Origin of the sequence: Sporosarcina ureae, assembly GCF_002082015.1 — a bacterium.
Taxonomy (GTDB): Bacteria; Bacillota; Bacilli; order Bacillales_A; family Planococcaceae; genus Sporosarcina; species Sporosarcina ureae_A.
Genome location: NZ_CP015109.1, coordinates 788,275 through 809,191, shown reverse-complemented (window position 1 = coordinate 809,191; position 20,917 = coordinate 788,275). Strand labels below are relative to the sequence as shown.

The 20,917-nt window shown below is 41.1% G+C and carries 19 protein-coding genes and 2 riboswitches; of the genes, 14 read left to right on the top strand and 5 right to left on the bottom strand.

Annotated elements, in window-relative coordinates; translation table 11 throughout:
• Window positions 1–34 precede the first annotated feature (34 nt).
• From SporoP17a_RS03965 to SporoP17a_RS03960, 3 genes are read left to right on the top strand one after another with little or no spacing between them, the layout of a single operon-like run.
• A complete protein-coding gene (locus tag SporoP17a_RS03965; RefSeq protein WP_156890519.1) occupies window positions 35–1,033 on the top strand; it encodes a YcjF family protein in 999 nt (332 codons plus the stop codon).
• Window positions 1,034–1,049: 16 nt separating this feature from the next.
• Window positions 1,050–1,199, top strand: a complete 150-nt coding sequence (locus tag SporoP17a_RS16695) for a hypothetical protein (protein WP_155979564.1) — start codon at window positions 1,050–1,052, stop codon at window positions 1,197–1,199.
• A 12-nt stretch (window positions 1,200–1,211) separates the two neighbouring features.
• Window positions 1,212–1,424 carry a cysteine-rich CWC family protein gene (locus SporoP17a_RS03960; protein WP_083032742.1) on the top strand — a complete coding sequence of 71 codons (213 nt, stop codon included), beginning with the start codon at window positions 1,212–1,214 and terminating at the stop codon, window positions 1,422–1,424.
• Window positions 1,425–1,437: 13 nt separating this feature from the next.
• On the opposite strand, the gene SporoP17a_RS03955 is transcribed toward SporoP17a_RS03960, so the two are convergent.
• Entirely contained in the window at window positions 1,438–1,938 is a 501-nt protein-coding gene (locus tag SporoP17a_RS03955; protein WP_083032740.1) for a ferritin, read from the bottom strand.
• A gap of 188 nt (window positions 1,939–2,126) precedes the next feature.
• Between SporoP17a_RS03955 and cobT the strand changes: the two genes are divergently transcribed.
• Window positions 2,127–3,164 (top strand): nicotinate-nucleotide--dimethylbenzimidazole phosphoribosyltransferase, encoded by a 1,038-nt coding sequence (gene cobT, locus SporoP17a_RS03950; RefSeq protein WP_083032737.1) that lies wholly within the window; start codon window positions 2,127–2,129, stop codon window positions 3,162–3,164.
• 44 nt (window positions 3,165–3,208) lie between these two features.
• On the opposite strand, the gene SporoP17a_RS03945 is transcribed toward cobT, so the two are convergent.
• The 3 genes from SporoP17a_RS03945 to SporoP17a_RS03935 form a co-directional block, all read right to left on the bottom strand.
• Window positions 3,209–4,450 (bottom strand): quaternary amine ABC transporter ATP-binding protein, encoded by a 1,242-nt coding sequence (locus tag SporoP17a_RS03945; RefSeq protein WP_083032734.1) that lies wholly within the window; start codon window positions 4,448–4,450, stop codon window positions 3,209–3,211.
• On the bottom strand, window positions 4,447–5,265 hold the full coding sequence (locus SporoP17a_RS03940; RefSeq protein ID WP_335695503.1) for an ABC transporter permease: 819 nt from the start codon (window positions 5,263–5,265) through the stop codon (window positions 4,447–4,449). Before SporoP17a_RS03940 ends, SporoP17a_RS03945 begins: the two co-directional genes overlap by 4 nt.
• Window positions 5,266–5,418: 153 nt before the next feature.
• Window positions 5,419–6,411 carry an ABC transporter substrate-binding protein gene (locus SporoP17a_RS03935; RefSeq protein ID WP_237262373.1) on the bottom strand — a complete coding sequence of 331 codons (993 nt, stop codon included), beginning with the start codon at window positions 6,409–6,411 and terminating at the stop codon, window positions 5,419–5,421.
• Window positions 6,412–6,949: 538 nt separating this feature from the next.
• Between SporoP17a_RS03935 and cyoE the strand changes: the two genes are divergently transcribed.
• The 8 genes from cyoE to ribE (SporoP17a_RS03895) all read left to right on the top strand — a co-directional run bounded on the left by cyoE (window position 6,950) and on the right by ribE (SporoP17a_RS03895) (window position 14,859).
• The gene (cyoE, locus tag SporoP17a_RS03930; protein WP_083032728.1) at window positions 6,950–7,861 is read left to right on the top strand and encodes a heme o synthase; all 912 of its coding nucleotides are present in this window, start codon (window positions 6,950–6,952) and stop codon (window positions 7,859–7,861) included.
• Between the two features lie 136 nt (window positions 7,862–7,997).
• Window positions 7,998–9,125 carry a M20 peptidase aminoacylase family protein gene (locus SporoP17a_RS03925; protein ID WP_083032725.1) on the top strand — a complete coding sequence of 376 codons (1,128 nt, stop codon included), beginning with the start codon at window positions 7,998–8,000 and terminating at the stop codon, window positions 9,123–9,125.
• Window positions 9,126–9,136: 11 nt separating this feature from the next.
• The gene (locus SporoP17a_RS03920; protein WP_083032722.1) at window positions 9,137–9,979 is read left to right on the top strand and encodes a GNAT family N-acetyltransferase; all 843 of its coding nucleotides are present in this window, start codon (window positions 9,137–9,139) and stop codon (window positions 9,977–9,979) included.
• Complete coding sequence (gene menC, locus SporoP17a_RS03915) at window positions 9,969–11,081, top strand: o-succinylbenzoate synthase (protein ID WP_083032719.1); 1,113 nt, start codon at window positions 9,969–9,971, stop codon at window positions 11,079–11,081. The genes SporoP17a_RS03920 and menC overlap by 11 nt, the downstream gene beginning before the upstream one ends.
• Window positions 11,082–11,138: 57 nt before the next feature.
• Window positions 11,139–11,288, top strand: a riboswitch (FMN riboswitch).
• A 145-nt stretch (window positions 11,289–11,433) separates the two neighbouring features.
• A complete protein-coding gene (gene ribD / locus SporoP17a_RS03910; RefSeq protein ID WP_083032716.1) occupies window positions 11,434–12,522 on the top strand; it encodes a bifunctional diaminohydroxyphosphoribosylaminopyrimidine deaminase/5-amino-6-(5-phosphoribosylamino)uracil reductase RibD in 1,089 nt (362 codons plus the stop codon).
• Window positions 12,523–12,525: 3 nt separating this feature from the next.
• Window positions 12,526–13,170, top strand: coding sequence for a riboflavin synthase (ribE, locus tag SporoP17a_RS03905; RefSeq protein ID WP_083032714.1), 645 nt, complete (start codon window positions 12,526–12,528; stop codon window positions 13,168–13,170).
• A 14-nt stretch (window positions 13,171–13,184) separates the two neighbouring features.
• Window positions 13,185–14,378 carry a bifunctional 3,4-dihydroxy-2-butanone-4-phosphate synthase/GTP cyclohydrolase II gene (locus SporoP17a_RS03900; RefSeq protein WP_083032711.1) on the top strand — a complete coding sequence of 398 codons (1,194 nt, stop codon included), beginning with the start codon at window positions 13,185–13,187 and terminating at the stop codon, window positions 14,376–14,378.
• 13 nt (window positions 14,379–14,391) lie between these two features.
• Window positions 14,392–14,859, top strand: coding sequence for a 6,7-dimethyl-8-ribityllumazine synthase (gene ribE / locus SporoP17a_RS03895; protein ID WP_083032709.1), 468 nt, complete (start codon window positions 14,392–14,394; stop codon window positions 14,857–14,859).
• Between the two features lie 195 nt (window positions 14,860–15,054).
• Here the strand turns inward: ribE (SporoP17a_RS03895) and metE are convergent, their stop codons facing one another.
• Entirely contained in the window at window positions 15,055–17,349 is a 2,295-nt protein-coding gene (metE, locus tag SporoP17a_RS03890) for a 5-methyltetrahydropteroyltriglutamate--homocysteine S-methyltransferase (RefSeq protein WP_083032706.1), read from the bottom strand.
• 145 nt (window positions 17,350–17,494) lie between these two features.
• A riboswitch (cobalamin riboswitch) is annotated at window positions 17,495–17,628 on the bottom strand.
• Window positions 17,629–18,019: 391 nt separating this feature from the next.
• Between metE and SporoP17a_RS03885 the strand changes: the two genes are divergently transcribed.
• Complete coding sequence (locus SporoP17a_RS03885) at window positions 18,020–20,203, top strand: malate synthase G (protein WP_083032703.1); 2,184 nt, start codon at window positions 18,020–18,022, stop codon at window positions 20,201–20,203.
• Window positions 20,204–20,339: 136 nt separating this feature from the next.
• A complete protein-coding gene (locus tag SporoP17a_RS03880) occupies window positions 20,340–20,879 on the top strand; it encodes a hydrolase (protein WP_083032700.1) in 540 nt (179 codons plus the stop codon).
• Window positions 20,880–20,917: the final 38 nt, after the last annotated feature.

The following is a 20,917-nucleotide window of genomic DNA, read 5'->3' as shown; positions in this document are numbered from 1 at the left end:
TGAATAATCAAATTTAATGGAGGAAGATGCTACAATGAAAACACCGAATTTCATGTCAGATGAATCATTTGATGAAGTGTTTAAACAAGAATCTGATCTAATCAACGAACAATTACAAAAAGAAATTCTGATTGCGATGGTCGGGGACGTCAATGCAGGGAAGTCATCTACACTGAATCGTCTTATGCAAAAAGATGTAGCAGAAGTGGGAGCGCAACCTGGGGAAACGAAAGAAGTTAAAAAGTTTTATTACACAGACAACATATTGTTTGTCGACACGCCGGGTCTTGATGATATTCATCAGGAACATTCAAATGAGACGCTGAAGTTTTATAATCAAGCAGATGTGATTTTATTCTTCCTCAATGCAGCGGGTACGGTATTGTCAGATACAGAACTAAAGTCATTGAATAAGATTGCTACACTCAATAAGAAGATTATTCTCGTACTCAATAAAATAGATGCAGCCGATGATGTCCCGAGTTTAGTGAACTATGTTTTGGAGCATACTGGGTTTGCTTATCCGGTTATTCCCATCTCTTCAAAGACAGGAGAGCAAATGGAATTCCTGCAAAAAGAGATTCTTCAGCAATTAAAAGACGCCAATAAAGATCTTTTACTCGCAGCAAATATGGCCGATAAATCATCCATTGCCAAACGATGGATTCTTGCAGCAGGTGCATCAGCCGCTACGATTGGAGCAGTTCCCATTCCGGGTGCTGACTTTATACCGTTGACAACATTGCAAGTGGGCCTCATGTTGAAGTTATCTACATTATATGGAAAACCGATTACAAAAGACCATGCCAAGGAGCTGATCATTGCAACGATCGTAGGGAATATCGGAAAAACAGCTTTTCGTCAAATCGTTAAAGTGATTCCGGGTGCAGGAATGGTCGTTGCCGCAAGTGTTGCCGGGTCTATGACAGTTGCGCTAGGATATGCAGTAAAATATATGTATGAACATAATATGGAACTCACACCTGAGACATTGAAAAAAGTGTATGAAATGTTTTTGAAAAAACAAAAGTAAAAAAGGGGCGGAATGTATGGAGTGGTTTAACTACGCAACATTTGTGGTCGCTTTACTAGCGGGTTTGTATTCGATGGAAAGTATGAAACGAAATAAGGAATTAGAAGAACGTGTAGAAGAGTTAGAGAAGAAAAATACGGCGGAGCTGGACAAGCATCGGTTGTAGAAAGGAGAATACATGAAAAACGAATGTCCGATTTGCCAGGGGAATAATCTGTGTGGGAGTTCAGTGGAGAGTGACGAACATTGCTGGTGTACAAAGAAAATTTTTACAGAAGAAGTGTTTCGCCAAATACCAGAAGAACAACTGCATAAGCAATGTATATGTGAAGCATGTTTAAACCGTATCGCTAGAATAGAAAAGGCAAGCAAGAGGTCTATGAACCACTAGCTTGCCTGTTGTTTTATTCGGCTTCAAATGAACGCGTGGAAAGTTCTTTCTCGTAGATGAACAATGCGTTCTTATCTTCACGGATTCGCTTCAAATACTCGATATGTCGATCAAACGTTGCTTCTTCTTCTACTTGCTCGTCAAGGAACCAGTTTAGAAATGAAATCGTTGCATGTTCTTTTTCTTCCCATGCCATATCCATAATTTGGTAAAAAGATTTTGTTACTTCTTTTTCTTGTAGCAATGCCACTTCAAACGTGTGGACCAAGTTATCGAATGAAGTAGTTGGTGCAGGTGTTTCTGTAATAATTGCACGGATCCCGCGATCGTTCAAATAAGAATAGATTTTCATTGCGTGTTGACGCTCTTCTTCAACTTGCTGTAGAAAGAAATGCGCAAATCCGCTGTAATTGCGATATTCACAGTAAGATGCCATGGATAAGTAAGTTTGTGCTGCGGCGAATTCATTATTCATTTGTTCGTTCAATGCTTGTGCTAATTTTTCACTAATCATATGGATCGCCCCTTTTCTGATAGTAATGTAACTGGCGTAATGTATGACATGTTCGCTCTTCCTAGTATACCTTCAAACGACATTCTTTGCATACTAGATATTTAATTGGATACTCATTAGGGTCTACTGATATACTTAAAAGCGAAGCTAGATAAATAGTTGTACATATTAAGAAAGAAGGTCATCATTTGAAACAGTATACTATCCCTGCATTGGACGTCTCAGCAGGTGCGGAAGCAAAGGCGTATGTAGATACATTGACGAAGCCTATCGGAAGTTTAGGGAAGTTGGAAGAAATCGTGGTCACATTGGCTGAGATTCAAGGCAAGAAGAAGCCTAGCATACATCAATTAGGTGTATTAGTATTTGCAGCAGATCACGGAGTTGTAGAAGAGGGAATTTCAGCTTTTCCTCAACTCGTCACACGTCAGATGGTACAGAATATGGCGGTAGGCGGAGCGGCCATCAATGTCTTCAGCAGACAGCAACAAGCAGAATTTTCATTGGTTGATGTGGGGGTGATGGGAGAGCCATTTTCAGCACCTGTGAAAGACCGGAAGATTCGACAGGGGTCGGAGAACTTTTTACGTACCGAGGCGATGACTCAAGAAGAAGTAGAACGAGCGCTGGAGATTGGTTATGAAGAAGCGATGACGCTATTTGGAAAAGGTGTAGATTTCTTAGTTGTAGGGGAAGTTGGTATTGGTAATACTACGACAAGCAGTGCCGTAGTGGCGGCCATAACAGGTCTAGATCCAGCAGAGCTGGTTGGTTATGGAACAGGGATATCCTCTGAACAACATCTTCATAAAATTAAAGTGGTTCGGGAAGCGCTAGCTCTTCATCAACCTACCCCCTCAGACGGCTATGATGTATTACGTAAGGTAGGGGGGCTAGAATTGGCTGCGATGGTAGGGGCCATGCTTGCAGCTGCCTCTAAGCGCGTGCCAATCATTTTAGACGGATTTATCTCGACTGCAGCAGCCTGTGTGGCGGAAACTATAAGCCAAGGCGCAACAGGATATATGTTACTTGGTCATCAATCCATGGAACCCGGACATCAAAAGGCATTTCAATATTTAGGAAAAGAACCTATTCTGTCTTTGTCCATGCGACTAGGGGAAGGTACGGGTGCGGCAGTTGCATTTAGTATCATTCAATCGGCTATATTGATGATCAATGAAATGGCAACCTTTGAAAGTGCCGGTGTTTCCGGGAAAAATTAACCAAAAGGGAAGAATGAGCAGTGATGCCCATTCTTCCCTTTTGGTTATTCAGTTACTTTAACTGTTTCAACTGGAGTAATTAGTGTTTCCTCTTCTTCGTCGTCAGCGGAGTTGCTAATAATACTTGAAAGTACATGAACTCGTAAAATAATACCTTCAATTCGGTTCGTTTCATCTATCACAACGAGTGGGTATTTAGAATCTAGAACACGAGGAATAATGTCTTGTACATATTCTTCTGGAGTGGCGGTCAATACATCAGTTATCATTACTTCTTCCAATGTTTTTTTGTTTTTCACGCCTTCAATCGCACAGTCAATTGTGACTAAGCCGAGCAACTGTCGTTCACGATTTGTAATGAAAACACTAGAAATACCGTGTTCTTCCATGTTTTTAATCGCAACATGCAAACCATCTTTACCGTTCATCACGCTCAATGGTTTTGACATGATATTCATCGCTTGTAACACTTTTGAACGGTCGATTTCACGAGTAAAGTCAATAATATAATCGTTTGCAGGTGTTTCTAATAGTTCTTCAGGTGTACCGATTTGCTCTACGTGACCATCTTTCATAACCGCCACGCGGTCACCGATACGGAATGCTTCATTGACATCATGCGTGATGAAGATGATAGTTTTTTGAAGACGTGTCTGGATATCTAGAAGTTCCATTTGCATTTCTCTTCGAATCAACGGATCAAGCGCACTGAATGGCTCGTCCATTAACAGAATATCGGGATCATTCGTCAAAGCTCGTGCAATACCTACACGCTGACGCATACCACCTGACAATTCATCAGGGTATTGATTTTCATATCCTTTCAGCCCTACTGTATCAATATGCTTTTGCGCGATATCACGACGTTCGCTTTTTGATAAACCGCGAATTTCCAGACCGTATTCAATATTTTCCATAACTGTTCTATGGCTGAATAAACCAAAGTGTTGAAAGACCATCGCAATTTTCTTCTGACGGAAAAACTTCAACTGTTCTTTATTGTAGTTGACAATATTCTCGCCATCTACATAAATCGCACCTGACGTAGGCTTGTTCAATAAGTTGAAGCAACGAATTAATGTTGATTTACCACTTCCGGATAGACCCATAATTACGAAAGTCTCACCTTCCATAATTTCCATGTTGGCGTTATAGACACCTACTGTATGTCCAGTCTTTTCAAGGATCTCCCGTTTAGTAGCTCCTTTTTCAATCATAGGAATGACTCTCTTTGGGCGAGGTCCAAAGATCTTCGTGACATTTTCTACTTTGAGTTTAACGGTCATGCTGATCTCCTCCCTGTACTTTGTAGGCGATTCGCCACTCCATTTGTTAAACGGTCAATAATAATGGCTAGGAATACGATACTAATCCCAGCTTCGAATCCTAATGAAATATTGATCTGGTTAATCGAGTATAGTACACGTTCACCCAAACCGTGAGCACCAACCATGGAACCCACAACAGCCATGGAAAGAGCCATCATCGTAGTTTGGTTGATTCCCGCCATCATAGTAGGCAATGCTTGAGGTAATTGTACTTTCACTAGCATTTGATTTCTAGAAGATCCAAATGATTCAGCTGACTCAATCACTTCAGAATCGACGTTTCGAATACCGAGTTCTGTTAATCGAATAACTGGAGGTAACGCGTAAATGATGGTTGCAATAATTGCGGGAACGTTCCCCAGAGGAAAGAAGAAGATTACAGGTATTAAGTAGACGAATGTAGGCATCGTCTGCATAGCATCCAATAGAGGACGCATGATGACAGAAAATGTTTTGCTAAATGCCATCAAAATACCGACTGGAATTCCAATTGCTAGGGACAGTACAACAGAAATTACGATAATAGCAACTGTTGTCATCGTATCCTCCCATAAATTGAAAGTACCAATCAAAAAGATAAAGGTGGCAAACATGACACCATTTAAAATGGAGTTTAAATACCAACCAAGTAGGAAAACGACAATCATGATCGCCCACCAAGGCGTAGCGAGCAAAGCTGTTTCAATCGTGCGGATTGTTGTGGAAGCAATAGTGAAGATGAAATCAAAAAGCCAGCCAAAGTTCATTGCAAGAAAATCAATAAACTTTTCCACATAATCTCCTATAGGTAGTCTAACGTTAGGGAATTCATACATAGGCAGTAAGCTAGGACGTACTAGCTTGTTCCTCTCTTTCTCTACTTTTAATAGTGGTGCAAATTAAAAAAGGGTGGAGCGGAAAGCGTCCACCCCTAAATTTGTCATATATTACAGTGCTGCTTTTACTTTCTCCGCCACATCTTCAGGCACCCATGAAGTCCAAAGTTCTTCATTTTCTTTCATGAACCACTTTGCAGTGTCTTCTGGATTCGCTTCAGTTTCACCCATATACTCTAATGCTTCTTCTGTCAATGCACTGCTAGTTTCGTAATGGCTGAAAAACTCAACTACTTCAGGAGCTTGTGTTTTCAAGTCTTTATGGACACTGATGTAGACATCATTAGGAGGGAATTCACCAGACCTATCTTGATCCCAAGCTTCTCGGTCAAATGGCTCGTCTTCTAAAAGTGTTAAATCATAAGTCGCAGTGACCCAAGTAGGTGACCAGTAATACCCTACCCATGGCTCGCCTTTTTTATATGCGCTAGCTAAGTCCGCTACGATAGAAGAGTCGGAACCTGGAGCTAAATACGTAAACTTGTCATTTAATCCGTAAGTTTCTAACTTTTCACCTAAGTGTTTACTAACGACCCAGCTAGATGGTGCACCAATGATGCGTCCTTTATCCTTGTTTTCAGGATCTTGGAATAGTTCAGGATACTTCTTTAAATCCTTTACCGTTTTTAAATCTGGAGCCATTGCTTTAATATTACGCTCTGGATCACCTTTAATAACGTACGTAGGAACATACAGGCCTTGAGAGTTATCGTCGAAGTTTGTTGAAATGGATTCAATGTCACCACTGTCGATTGCGTTTGTATACGCGTCACCCAAGTTATCAGACCAAACCTCTGTATACACTTGTAGATCACCTTGCTGTAATGCTTGGAATGTTGCAGAAGTAGTGCCATTGACTATTTCTGTGTCATAGCCGTAGCCTTCTTCTAAAATAATCTGTGCAATACTGTTATGGATACGAATACTATCCCATCCTGCATCCGCTAGTTTAATTGTGCTAATTGAATCTTTGCTGTCACTATTACCGCACGCTGTTACTAGTAGTAATGAAAAGACGGATAAAAACAACATAATCTTTCTCAAAAAATCAAACCCTTTCTTTTTATAATTTTTTCATCACGAAATGCTGTTTTTTACTTAGATCTCTTAAATCTATTCATATGAAGTAATATGCAAGTAGTCATAGGGATCAAGGGAAAATCACCACATTTTTCGCGAGACTATTACAAGAGTTTACAGGATAATTAAATTAATATCAATTTTATTATTTAGAAAACTGTTGATTCCATGCGCTTTTAAAGATATAAATAGCTATTGTTTTTAATGAAAAAAGAAATGACATTTGATTGATCATGGTAGGTAAACTGAGGTACTAGCCTATAAGGGGTATAGGCTCAGGCTTTGTCGAATCATAGAGGAAATGATCATATATAGTATGCTGACTGTGTATATAAAAGGAAATTTTGTCGTGCGAAATGTTTATTTATGCACTTTGGACAAATCTTTGTAACACTTTAAAAGGAATTGTCTTGAATTTTTGATTTTACTTTTAAGAAAATGATATAGTTATATGTACGAATAGAAAATATTTAGATGTAACACAAAAGGAGAACGGACCTATATGACGAAAGAAGCCCATGTTGTTTCGAGTACGACTCAAAGCCGCTCGGCGTCTGCCTTCTTCTCGGATATTAAATCATTAGTTAAAGGACCTGTACTGATCGCGAATATTTTTCCGGTCTTTACGGGGTTTTGGTTGGCATTATATTTTTCAGGCATGACACTTTCAGGTAACTGGGGTGTGTTTTTGCTAACCATGATAGGTAGCACCTTCCTTGTTGCGGGTGCACTTGTAATGAATAACTGGTTTGATTCTGATATTGATACGGTGATGGAGAGAACAAAAAAACGTCCGACTGTGACAGGAAGTTTTGCTTTGAAAACCGTGTTGAAAATCGGTTTGATATTGTCGGGAATTGGCATGTTATTATTATTATTCACTACATTAGAAGCGGCGATTTATGCATTTATCGGATGGTTTACGTATGTAATACCCTATACGATGTGGTCTAAACGTAAATATACATTAAATACAGTCATTGGTAGTGTGTCGGGAGCAGTTACTCCCCTTATAGGTTGGGCAGCTATCATGTCAGCGAATCATATTGTACCTATTGTTTTAGTCGCTATACTATTCATTTGGCAAATGCCTCATACATTTGCAATTGCTATGAAAAAGTACGAAGATTATAGTGCAGCTAACGTAGCGATGTTGCCCGTCGTTTATGGCTTTACTATCACAAAACGACAAATGCTTGTGTATGTATTATGTTTATTGCCGTTACCATTTTTATTAACGATGTTCGGTGCAACGTTCATAATCATTGCGACATTGATGAACCTTGGATACATTGCGGCTAGTATCTATGGTTTTTATGCAAAAGATGATTATAAGTGGGCTAACTTCATGTTCCTATATTCTGTCAATTATATGACGCTATTATTCGGCATGATGATCCTTTGGACTTTTTAACCGATACGAAAAGACTTCCTTTCACACGATGTGAAAGAGAAGTCTTTTTTGTGTTAGAATTATTGAGAAGTTTGAAAAAACAGGAATTAGTAATTCAATATATTACAATGAATAATGGATTTTAGGAGGCATTCTGATGAATGAGCAAGTACAATTATTGAAGCCCAAACTAGATGAAGTGTTTGCACATTTACACAGTCACCCCGAAGTTAGTTGGAAGGAAACAGAAACGACAACCTACTTGAAAGAATTTCTTGAACGTGAAGGATTTCAAGTGAATTTATTCGACGGCATAACAGGTTTATCCGTGACAATCGGTGAAGGTAAACCGGTAGTCGGGTTACGCGTGGATATCGATGCATTATGGCAGGAAGTGGATGGCGTTTATCAAGCGAATCATTCATGCGGACATGATGGACATATGACAATGGGAATTGGTGCCTTGCTTATGGCGAAAAAGCGTGGAATTCCTCAACAAGGAACATTGAAAGTATTCTTCCAGCCAGCAGAAGAGAAGGGTGAAGGCGCGTTAGCTGTTCTTGAACAAGGATTAATTGATGATATCGATTACTTATTTGGTGTTCATGTACGGGCAGCAGATGAAATGGCGGACGGTTGTTCGGCTGCTTCACTGCGACACGGGGCGGCAAAAATGATTAGTGGAACGATAAAAGGAACGGAAGCACATGGCGCAAGACCACATCAAGGAAAAAATGCAATTGAGGTCGGTGCCTCGTTAGTGGGAGGCTTGCAGTCCATTCATTGTAATCCGATGGTTTCTCATACCGCAAAGATGACGATGTTCCAAGCGGGAGGCGAATCCGCCAACATTATTCCAGGAAACGCGAAATTCAGTTTGGATTTACGTGCCCAAGAAAATGATGTCATGAATGAATTATATGAACAAGTAGAACGTGTAATTCAAGCGGTAGAAAGGCAGTACGATGTAGAAATCAACTATAAAGTTATGGCGGAAATGGTTGCGGCGGAAGTAGATGCCGAAGCAGAAGATCTCATGCATCAGGCGATAGTTAAAGTCATTGGCAAAGAACAGGCTACACGTAGCGTTGTTACACCCGGAGGAGAAGATTTTCACTTTTATTCTGTCCGACGACCGAATGTCAAAAGTACAATGCTTGGATTGGGATGTGGCTTAACACCAGGACTTCACCATCCAAATATGACTTTTAATCAAGATGCGTTGGCAACGGGAGTCGAAATTTTGACAACTGCCATCGAGTTAACATTCCAATCTAAAAACTAGAAGGTGACAGTATGAAAAAGGATATAACAGTCAGAAAAGTGACAGCGATCGAAGACATTCATGCCGTGCAAGAGCTTGAGAAACGAATTTGGGGAATGGAACCAATCCCTGTTCATCAGACGATTACGGCGGTCAAAAATGGTGGCTTAATTGTCGGAGCATTTTTAGAAAATCGTTTGATCGGCTATTCCTATAGCTTTGCAGGATATTCAGAAGAAAAAGTATATCTATGCTCTCACATGCTAGCGGTAGATGAAGAATTTCAAATGATGGGTATTGGTAAACTTTTAAAGGAAGAACAACTTCGTCTGGCACGGGAAATGGGCTATCAATTGATCGTTTGGACATTCGATCCACTCGAAAGTCGCAACGCCTACTTGAATACTGCCAAGCTATATGGCGTGTGTTATGACTATATAGTCAATTGCTATGGGAATATGAATGATGGGTTAAACAAAGGCTTGCCGACTGATCGTTTTCAAGTAGCCTGGTGGATTGATAGCCCGCGTGTATTGGAAAAATGGCAACCTGTTCTTACATATAGTCGTCCTTTTCGAATTCATTTGGACGAAGAGATGTATCCCGTCATACTTTCACCAGAAACTAGTGAATGGCTACAGTTAGAAGCAATAGAAGTACCAGTGCCTAAACATATTCAACTGATGAAACAACAAAATCCGCAATTAGCCTATGAATGGCGAATGAAGACGAGAAAAATATTTCAGCAATTGAGTAGCGAAGGATTTGCTTTGATCGATGTATGCAGGACAGAGGAACCTGTTCAGTATTATCGTTTCTGCAAGCGATCCGTGATTCCGTTGCAAAATCAAAGGAGTTTATCCAATGAAAATTAAGTCAATAACACTTCGTAGAATGAACATGACCATGAAACATCCATTTACTACAAGTTTCGGGACGATTCAGCAGAAGGACTTTTTGTTAGCAACTGTCGCAGACGCGGATGGTCATGAAGGATGGGGGGAGTCTGTTGCATTTACGGCCCCTTGGTATAGCGAAGAAACAACAGAAACGGCAATTCATATGCTGCGTGATTTCTTGATACCTGCAGTACTTGGTAAAACTATTAAACACCCCGACGAGGTAAGTGGTTTGTTTGGACATATCCGCAAAAACAATATGGCTAAGGCGACAATTGAAGGAGCGGTATGGGATGTGTATGCCAAGCATCACCATATGACACTTGCTGCTGCACTCGGAGGGCAACGTCAACGTATTGAAGTTGGTATCAGTATTGGAATTGAAGAACATGTTGAGGGTTTATTGGCGAATATTACAAGCTTTATAGATGAAGGATATAAGCGTATTAAAGTAAAAATCAAACCTGGATATGACGTGGAAGTAATCCGCGCTATTCGGGAAATCTATCCAGATGTACCATTAATGGCGGATGCGAACTCTGCTTATACGTTAGATGATGTGGAGTTGTTGAAAGAACTCGATCAATTTAACTTGATGATGATTGAACAACCACTTGCTTCTGACGATATTATTGATCACGCAACACTACAAAAGCAAATTACGACACCGATCTGTCTAGATGAGAGCATTCATTCGTTGGAAGATACGCGCAAAGCTATCGAACTGGGTAGTTGTAAAATTATCAACGTGAAAATTGGTAGAGTAGGTGGTCTGTCAGAAGCAAAAAAAATTCATGATTATTGTGCGACAAAAGGCATTGATGTATGGTGTGGCGGCATGCTGGAATCAGGTATTGGCCGCGCCCAAAATGTAGCGTTGACAACATTACCTAATTTCACGCTTCCTGGCGACACGGCAGGATCTTCACGTTACTGGGAACAAGATATTATTACACCAGAAGTAGTAACTAACAAAGGGTATATTACGGTTCCGACAGAAGATGGAATCGGATATGCTCCTAACATGGAAGCGATTGAAAAGTTCACTGTAGACAAATGGGTATTTTCAGCTGAATAATTATTCAGCGGTTGTTATTTAGTCACCACATGTGCTAGACTCTTAATTAATCGAATATGTTTCCTTCGGGGCAGGGCGTAATTCCCTACCGACGGTGATGAGCTAACAAGCTCTTAGTCCGTGACCCGGATGCTTTATATAAAGCAGAAGGTGGATTTGGTGAAACTCCAAAGCCGACAGTTAAAGTCTGGATGAGAGAAGGAACAGTGCGTATATACTACATGTAATGATTTTTTCATTGCTGTTTATAACGTTTATTTAGTCATGATTACAAGCCCCGCATAATATGTTGCGGGGCTTTTTGCGTGTAGAATTGTCACTAGAGGAATACCGTAAGCTGGAGTGTTGCTCGATGAATCAGAATTATATGGAAATGGCTTTGCAACTTGCAGAAAATGTGGCAGGTCAAACCTCTCCTAATCCACCAGTAGGTGCGGTCGTCGTAAAAGAAGGCCGAATTATTGGGATGGGTGCACATTTACAAGCGGGAGAGCGCCATGCGGAACGCGTCGCATTGGACATGGCGGGAGCCAAAGCAACAGATGCTGATTTGTATGTAACATTGGAACCTTGTTCACACACCGGTAAAACTTCGCCTTGTGCAGATTCCGTTATTCAAGCGGGTATCAAGCGTGTCTTCGTCGCGATAACGGATACGAATCCGCTAGTAGCAGGTAAAGGCATTGCGAAACTTCGTGAAGCAGGAGTAGAAGTAACCGAAGTGGTTTCCGATGAACGCGCGAAAAAACTATATGAACCATTTTTTCATTTTATTAAAAATAAAACACCTCATGTGACAATGAAAACAGCTATGACGATAGACGGTAAGATTGCGACTTCAAATGGAGACAGCAAATGGGTGACGAGTGAGCAGGCGCGACTCGATGTCCATCAGCTTCGCCATACGCAAGATGCAATTTTAGTAGGTGTGCAAACGCTTCTTCATGATAATCCTCTTCTCACCACCAGACTGCCCCTAGGTGGACAACATCCTATTCGAGTTATTTTAGATACATCATTACGAACACCGGAATCTAGCCAGGTCATTCAAAACACAGAAGCGCCGACATGGATTTTTTGTGGAAAATATGCAGAATTATCACACGAAAAGTTACTCAAGAAGCCGCATGTCCAGATTGTCCGGATGCAGAAACCCCAGTTGATTGTAGAAGATATTCTACTAGAGCTAGGAAGACGTGGTGTCATGACGTTGATTGTAGAAGGTGGAGCGGCTATTAATGCTTCATTCGTGAAAGCGCGCGCAGTGCAGAAAGTTATTTGCTATGTAGCGCCCAAATTACTTGGTGGGATTGGATCATTGACACCCATTGGGGGACTCGATCCTCGATTGATGAATGAAGCGTTTCCATTAACCTTTGAAAGTGTGGAGATGATCGGTCCAGACATTAAAATCATAGCTGTACCGAAAGAGAGTGATTGAACAATGTTTACAGGAATAATAGAAGAGATTGGTTGCGTTGAACGCATACAATCTGGTGCTCAATCTATGACACTTACGATTGCTGCATCTCTTGTATTGACAGATGTGCGAGTTGGAGACAGCATCGCGGTCAACGGTGTCTGTTTAACGGTAAAGAGCTTCTCGAAAACACGATTTGAAGCGGATGTCATGCCTGAAACTGTATCCTCCACTTCACTACGGCAATTAGCGATGGGGAGTTCTGTGAATCTGGAACGGGCACTCGCAGCAAATGGCAGGTTAGGTGGACATTTTGTCACGGGACACGTAGACGGAATAGCCACGATCCGTGACAAGCGAACAGTGGATAATGCATTATATATACACTTGTCCTTACCGCAAGGATATGATCCCTATTTATTACATAAGGGCTCGATCGCGTTGGATGGTACTTCATTGACGATTTTTGAAGTGAAAGATACGGATATTACGATTTCGTTGATTCCGCATTCACAGGAAATGACAGTCATTGCGAAAAAGCAAATAGGGGATATAGTCAACTTCGAATGCGATATGCTCGCTAGATATGTTGAGAATATGTTGCAAAAAAGACAGGATGCTGGTTCGAGAATGTCAAAAGATTTTTTACAACAACATGGATTTATGTGAAGGAGTGAATGAGGATGTTTCATACAATCGAAGAAGCATTAGAAGATTTACGACAAGGTAAAGTCGTTATCGTTGTGGATGATGAAGATCGAGAGAATGAAGGGGATTTTGTAGCGCTGGCCGACCAAATTACGCCTGAAATCATCAACTTCATGGCAACGAAAGGTCGAGGCTTGATTTGTGTACCGATAACAGAACAGAAAGCAGTACAACTAGGCTTACAGATGATGACTGACAATAATACAGATTCACATGGTACTGCGTTCACGATCAGTGTCGATCATTGCTCTACACATACTGGAATCAGTGCATTTGAACGTGCAGATACCATCGTAAAAATGATGGAACCTCATGCAACAGCCGGCGAATTCAAACGTCCTGGGCATATATTCCCGCTCGTAGCGAAATCAGGTGGTGTGCTGGAACGTACGGGACATACTGAAGCTGCAGTAGATTTGGCGCGACTGGCGGGCAGCGCATCTGCAGGTGTTATTTGTGAAATCATGAATGATGACGGAACGATGGCGCGTGTGCCGGAGCTACGTCAGATGGCTGAAGAACTAGATTTGAAACTAATCACCATTCAAGACCTCATTCATTACCGTCTACAGCAAGAGCGTTTAGTCATACGTGAAGCAGAAATCAAGCTACCGACGGACTATGGCGAGTTCTGCATGGTCGGCTATACCGAGACTATGACGGGCAAAGAACATGTTGCATTAGTAAAAGGTGATGTGACGACAGCAGAACCGGTCTTAGTGAGAGTTCATTCGGAATGCTTAACAGGCGATGTCTTTGGGTCGTGCCGTTGTGACTGTGGCCCGCAACTGCAAGCAGCTCTCTCTCAAATAGAAGAAGAAGGGCGCGGTGTATTGTTATATATGCGTCAAGAGGGCAGGGGGATAGGCTTGATCAATAAACTAAAAGCCTATGAACTGCAAGAACAAGGCTATGATACGGTAGAAGCGAATGAAAAACTAGGATTTGCAGCGGATTTACGTGATTACGGTATCGGTGCACAAATTCTTCGGGAACTCGGCATTACGCAAATGCGTTTGCTGACGAATAATCCAAAGAAAATCGCTGGCTTAAAAGGATATGAACTAGAAGTGGTGGAACGCGTTCCAATCCAGCTGCCATTCAATGAGGCAAATGAAAAGTACTTACACACAAAAGCGGAAAAACTAGGTCATTTATTAACTTTATGAGGAGAGATGAAAAGTGGGTAATTTATTCGAAGGACATTTAGTGGGTACAGGTTTAAAAGTGGGGATCGTCGTTGGACGGTTCAACGAGTTTATCACAGGGAAGTTACTTTCAGGTGCACAAGACGCGTTCAAACGTCATGGCGTAGATGAAGCGGATGTAGATATAGCGTGGGTTCCAGGTGCATTTGAAATCTCGTTGATCGCAAAGAAAATGGCGGATTCAAAAAAGTATGATGCGGTCATTACGCTTGGCACGGTCATCCGCGGGGCAACTCCTCATTTTGACTTTGTTTGTAATGAAGTGGCAAAAGGGGTTTCCCAAGCAAGCTTGCAATCAGGTATTCCAGTGATCTTCGGTGTGCTAACGACGGATACGATTGAACAATCGATCGAACGTGCGGGGACTAAGGCTGGTAACAAAGGGTGGGACGCAGCGGTTTCTGCTATTGAGATGGCGAACCTAACGAAGCAGTTTGATTGATTAATAAATATAGATAAAAAAGGATGTCCCAGAAGCTACTTCATGGGATATCCTTTTTGTAATGTCTAATTCAAATCTAAATGCTGGAGCGTAAAATCCCTCATGAGTACCTATGCAAGCTACTTTATATCTATCTCCCACGAACAAAAGACAGTCCTAGAAATCTACACAATTTCTAGGACTGTCTTAAATTCATTATTTCACTGCTACTACGCCTAACTTTTCTCGTGCTTGTACAGTAGCGATCACCATGTTCTTTAATGCTGCAACTGTCTCTTCACGCTTTCTTGTCTTCAAGCCACAATCCGGATTAATCCAGAACTGGTTAGGTTCGAGTACTTCAAGCCCTTTGTTGATAATCTCTGTCATCTCTTCGACTGCAGGGACGCGTGGACTATGGATGTCATAAACGCCTAGACCGATTCCTTTGTCGTAATGATACTCATTGAAAGCCTCAACCAAATCACCGTGACTACGTGAAGTTTCAATAGAAATTACATCTGCATCCAGTGCGCTGATCGCTTCGATAAAGTCATTGAAATCACAATAGCACATATGCGTATGAATTTGCGTCGTATCTTCAACTGAAGCAGTGGATACGCGGAATGCATTGACGGCCCAATCTAAATAGTGTTTCCACTCAGATCTCTTTAAAGGAAGACCTTCGCGAAGTGCCGGCTCGTCAACTTGGATCATATGAATGCCAGCTGCTTCAAGCGCTTCAATTTCCTTGCGCAAAGCGAGTGCAATTTGGTTTGTTACTTCTTCTCTCGACAAATCGTCACGAACGAATGACCAGTTTAAAATAGTGACAGGACCCGTGAGCATTCCTTTTACTTCATGATCAGTAAGGGATTTCGCATAAACAGATTCTTCCACAGTCATAGGTTTAGTGAATGCAACGTCTCCGAAGATGATTGGAGGCTTAACACAACGTGAACCGTAGGATTGTACCCATGCTTTTTCAGTAAAGACAAAACCATCAAGCTTTTCACCGAAATATTCCACCATGTCTGTACGTTCGAATTCGCCATGTACCAAGACATCAAGACCCAAGTCTTCTTGAATATCGATCCATTCTTTAATTTCAGCATGAACGAAATCTTTGTATTGTTGATTCGTAATTTCACCTTTTCTCCATTTATTCCGTGTAGCCCGAACTTCTGGTGTTTGTGGGAAACTACCGATTGTTGTAGTAGGAAGGAGTGGCAATTGGAATTTTTCTTGTTGCTTCACTTTGCGCTCCACAAATGGAAGATTGCGCTTACTGTCAGAAAGTAGGCTTCCAGAAGTCGCTTCACGTACCTCTTTATTATTGCGAGCAGGAAGGGCATTAAATGCAGTCAATGCTGCTTCGCTGTCTTCAAATACTTTAGTGAATTTCTCTTTTCCGTATTTTAGAGCTGTTTGAATCGTCCTGACTTCTTCCAGCTTCTCGTCGGCAAATGCTAATGCGTTCAAGATTGTTTGATCTAGTTTCTGTTCCGAGCGAGTCGTGACAGGTGAGTGGAGCAAACTACATGAAGGTTGAATCCACAATTTATCAGGTGAAACTTTCTGTTGGATTGTTTCGGCCAATGTAAGCTTTTTCTGTAAATTGGAACGCCATACGTTGCGTCCATCTACAATCCCTGCTGCAAGTACTTTGTCTGTTGGGAAACCATGTTGCGTGAGATTATCTAAGTTTTTCTCGCATCCGTGGACGAAATCGAGTCCGATCGCTGAAACGGGTAACGCAATCGTTTCAGTGTAATGTTCCACTGAATCAAAATATGTCTGTAGAAGAATATGCAGACCACTCAGATTTTTCGTTAATTGTGAATAAATTTCTGTAACAGTTTTCATTTCATCTGAGCTAATAGATGTACATAGAATTGGCTCATCGATTTGAACCCATTGAACGCCTTCGTCTTGTAATTCCTGTAGTACCCTTTGATAGAGTGGGATCAATTGCAGGATAATAGACGGCACATCATGATCTTCAAACCCTTTGGATAACTTGAGTAATGTATAGGGGCCAAGTAGAACGGGTTTACCTTCAATACCCAGTTCTTTCTTTGCTTCACGATAAGCAGTTAGCGGTTTATTTTCAGTTAACTGAAAACGCTGGCCTTCGTATTCGGGCACGATGTAGTGATAGTTCGTATTGAACCATTTCGTCATTTCGCAAGCGACCGCCTCATCATTACCGCGAGCCATGGAAAAGTATGTGGAAGTGGAAACTTGTCCACCTTTCCAGTTAAATCGTGAAGGGATGATTCCGAACATTGCAGACGTATCAAGTACCCGATCATACAATGTAAAATCGCCTACAGCAATCAAATCAATTCCAGCATCTTGCTGTTTCTTCAAGTTCGCCAAGCGGATCTCTTTCGTCGTTTGCAGAAGATCGTCTTCTGAAATCTTCTCTGACCAAAATGCCTCGAGTGCACGTTTCCACTCACGATTCTCACCTATGACGGGATAGCCCGCTATACTGCTTTTTACCATGGATACATTCCCCCTTGATTTTTTGTAATAAAAAAACATCTCTAGGAGAGATGTTAGAAAAGCGAGTACATATAAAATAACATGCTAAAAACAGCATGTGTTTATAGACTGCGTTTGTCTAACACTTCCCTATTCATCGTAGGATTAAGCGTTATGAAAAATAGGCAGGTATCTGGCTGGACGCATTGGCGTCTTCACAGTGGCGGGACCGCTCCAAGAAAAGGATTCCCTTTTAAGAAATGAAAATATTTTCATTCCACCTACTTTTCAAACTATTCAATTCAGATGATTGTCTCTAAAGCTATCACATGCAAAATAGTGTGTCAACTTGCTATCTGAATTTACAGGTGGAACCCTTGAAGTACAAATAGCGATGTGAAGTGATGAAATAAAATAAAACCTCTACTGTTATATAACTGTTGTGAAAAACTGACTCAGACGTAATTCACCGCGATGTGAAAATTTTCACAATTCAGTTGAAAGTCAACTAGACTTTAGGTATGATAGGTACTAACACGTCTTCAAGTGAAGAAATCATTCGTTTGTTATGTGTCGATTATGAATTGACAGGCTATGGGGTGTTGCCGAATAATGGACGATGATAGGTGTTCATCGCTATATGTTATACAACAGAATAGCGAAAAAAATTATTAAGGGGTGGCTTATATCCATGACAAACTATGAAAAAGTAGGTAAATTGCAAGTCGCAACAGAACTATATAACTTCGTAAACGAAGAGGTTCTACCGGACTTAGAAATCCAAAGAGATCAATTTTGGACAAACTTTGATACGCTCATTCATGAACTTGCTCCTGAAAACAAAGCGCTATTAGAAAAACGTGATGAATTGCAAAAGGCCATTAATGAATGGCATCAAAATAATAAAGGCGAACTTGATTTCGCTAAATATAAAGAATTCCTAGAAGAAATTGGCTACTTAGAGCCTGTACCTGAGGACTTCAAAGTAACAACAACGAATGTTGACAATGAAGTCGCAAACCAAGCGGGTTCTCAATTGGTAGTTCCAATCGATAATGCTCGCTATGCATTAAATGCAGCAAATGCACGATGGGGCAGTCTATACGACGCACTTTACGGATCGGATGTTATTAGTAATGAAGCGGGTGCTGAAGCTGGAGTTCAATACAATCCGATTCGCGGGCAGAAAGTAATAGATTTCGCGAAGAAATTGTTAGATCAAGCAGCACCTTTAGCTAAAGGTTCTCATGCGGAAGTGACAGCTTATAAAATTGCAGAAGGTAAACTTCAAATGACGCTTGAAAGCGATCGCACGACTCACTTGCAAGATGAATCCAAGTTCGTTGGATATAATGGACCTGAAGACGCGCCGACTGCCGTTTTGTTAGTGAACAATGGATTGCATATAGAAATCGCTATCGATCGTAATGATCCAATCGGTAAAAGTGATAAAGCGGGTGTGAAAGATCTTGTACTCGAAGCGGCACTCTCTACGCTGATGGACTGTGAAGACTCTATTGCTGCAGTAGATGCTGAAGATAAAGTTGGCGTATACCGTAACTGGCTTGGTCTAATGAAAGGCGACTTGGAATCAACATTTAAGCGCGGAAGTAAAACAGTTACAAGAAAATTGAATGCTGATCGAACGTATACGAGTGGAGATGGAAAAGAACTGACATTACGTGGTCGTTCACTGATGTTCGTACGAAACGTAGGTCATTTAATGACTAATAATGCGATCCTAGACGAAAATGGCAATGAAGTACCTGAAGGAATCTTAGACGGTGTTCTTACATCTTTGATTGCTACACATAATTTTAAAGAAAACGCAGAGTTTAAAAACTCCCTTCATAATTCTATTTACATCGTGAAACCAAAAATGCATAGTCCAGCTGAGGCAGCGTTTGCGAACAAACTATTTGATCGTATTGAAGATCTACTAGGTGTTGAGCGAAACACAATCAAAATCGGAGTTATGGACGAAGAGCGCAGAATGTCACTGAATTTGAAATCTGCAATCCATGCAGTGAAAGAGCGTATTGCATTTATCAACACTGGATTCCTCGACCGTACAGGCGACGAAATCCATACATCTATGGAAGCAGGTCCAGTTATTCGCAAAGCAGATATGAAAACATCTAACTGGTTATCTTCCTATGAGTCTGCAAACGTAGCGGTAGGAATCGGAGCGGGTCTGCCTGGACATGCACAAATTGGTAAAGGAATGTGGGCTATGCCTGACTTAATGGCTGCAATGCTTGAACAGAAAATTGCTCATCCGAAAGCGGGAGCGAGTACTGCGTGGGTTCCATCACCAACAGCTGCAATCATACATGCATTGCATTACCATGAAGTAAATGTTAAAGATGTACAAGCCGGAATTGACAGTTCAATCGATTACCGCGATGGTATTTTGGACGTTCCATTAGCACCTAATGCGGATTGGTCTGCTGAGGAAGTACAATCAGAACTTGATAACAACGCGCAAGGTATCTTGGGCTATGTAGTTCGTTGGATTGATCAAGGTGTAGGGTGTTCAACGGTTCCTGATATTAACGACGTCGGATTAATGGAAGATCGTGCAACATTACGTATTTCAAGTCAACATATTGCGAACTGGTTACGTCATGGCGTTTGTACGAAAGAACAAGTACAAGAAACTTTAGAGCGTATGGCGAAAGTAGTAGATCAGCAGAACGCAGATGATGAATTGTATCAGCCGATGGCACCGAACTATAATGATTCCGTCGCATTCCAAGCGGCGTCTGACCTAATATTTAAAGGGGCAGAACAGCCAAGTGGATATACAGAGCCGATCTTGCATGCTCGTCGTATTGAAGCAAAAGCAAAACAAAAAGCGACAGTTCAAAACTAATATTCACTCCAAACCGTCACTCTTTCACTACCAAAAGAGTGACGGTTTTTTACTCACTTAATTAGAGATGCCGCTTTTCATATAAATCTGTAAACATGCTATACTAGCGACAATGATGAAAGGGGATGAATAAAGTATGTTACAAACCAATCAAACAGTTTTCGTATTAGTCGATGTACAAGGGAAACTTGCACAAATCGTTAATGAAAGTAAGGAATTACATGATAACTTGGAAAAATTGATTAGAGGATTACAAATTTTAGATATTCCTATTTTGTGGCTTGAACAATACCCTGATGGTCTAGGGCCGACTTCTGAATCGTTATCAAACTTGCTTGAAAAACAACAACCTATTGCAAAAATGACGTTTAGCGCAATGGGCAACGAGGAATTTGTTAAACAACTGAATGACTTGGATAGGAAGCAAGTAGTACTTGCAGGAATTGAAACGCATATTTGCGTTTATATGACAGCTGCTGATCTTGTGAAGCAAGGCTATGAAGTAGAAGTAGTGGTGGATGCAGTCTCCTCTAGAACAGAAGCTAATAAAATGATCGGCTTACAAAAGATGAAACAACTTGGTGTTTCAGGTACTTGTGTGGAAACAGCTTTGTATGAGTTGCTTGGTGAGGCAGGGACAGATGAATTTAAGCAGGTTTTGAAGGTGATCAAATAGTAAAAAAAGCGAAGTGCCTATTTTATGGCATTTCGCTT

Excerpts from the sequence above, each read along its gene's own strand:
- SporoP17a_RS03900 (WP_083032711.1), top strand. The coding sequence starts at position 13,185 with ATGTTTCATACAATCGAAGAAGCATTAGAAGATTTACGACAAGGTAAA.
- ribD (WP_083032716.1), top strand. The coding sequence starts at position 11,434 with ATGAATCAGAATTATATGGAAATGGCTTTGCAACTTGCAGAAAATGTG.
- SporoP17a_RS03880 (WP_083032700.1), top strand. The coding sequence starts at position 20,340 with ATGTTACAAACCAATCAAACAGTTTTCGTATTAGTCGATGTACAAGGG.
- SporoP17a_RS03925 (WP_083032725.1), top strand. The coding sequence starts at position 7,998 with ATGAATGAGCAAGTACAATTATTGAAGCCCAAACTAGATGAAGTGTTT.
- SporoP17a_RS03955 (WP_083032740.1), bottom strand. The coding sequence starts at position 1,938 with ATGATTAGTGAAAAATTAGCACAAGCATTGAACGAACAAATGAATAAT.
- SporoP17a_RS16695 (WP_155979564.1), top strand. The coding sequence starts at position 1,050 with ATGGAGTGGTTTAACTACGCAACATTTGTGGTCGCTTTACTAGCGGGT.
- cyoE (WP_083032728.1), top strand. The coding sequence starts at position 6,950 with ATGACGAAAGAAGCCCATGTTGTTTCGAGTACGACTCAAAGCCGCTCG.
- SporoP17a_RS03965 (WP_156890519.1), top strand. The coding sequence starts at position 35 with ATGAAAACACCGAATTTCATGTCAGATGAATCATTTGATGAAGTGTTT.
- SporoP17a_RS03920 (WP_083032722.1), top strand. The coding sequence starts at position 9,137 with ATGAAAAAGGATATAACAGTCAGAAAAGTGACAGCGATCGAAGACATT.
- metE (WP_083032706.1), bottom strand. The coding sequence starts at position 17,349 with ATGGTAAAAAGCAGTATAGCGGGCTATCCCGTCATAGGTGAGAATCGT.
- ribE (WP_083032714.1), top strand. The coding sequence starts at position 12,526 with ATGTTTACAGGAATAATAGAAGAGATTGGTTGCGTTGAACGCATACAA.
- SporoP17a_RS03960 (WP_083032742.1), top strand. The coding sequence starts at position 1,212 with ATGAAAAACGAATGTCCGATTTGCCAGGGGAATAATCTGTGTGGGAGT.
- SporoP17a_RS03885 (WP_083032703.1), top strand. The coding sequence starts at position 18,020 with ATGACAAACTATGAAAAAGTAGGTAAATTGCAAGTCGCAACAGAACTA.
- menC (WP_083032719.1), top strand. The coding sequence starts at position 9,969 with ATGAAAATTAAGTCAATAACACTTCGTAGAATGAACATGACCATGAAA.
- SporoP17a_RS03945 (WP_083032734.1), bottom strand. The coding sequence starts at position 4,450 with ATGACCGTTAAACTCAAAGTAGAAAATGTCACGAAGATCTTTGGACCT.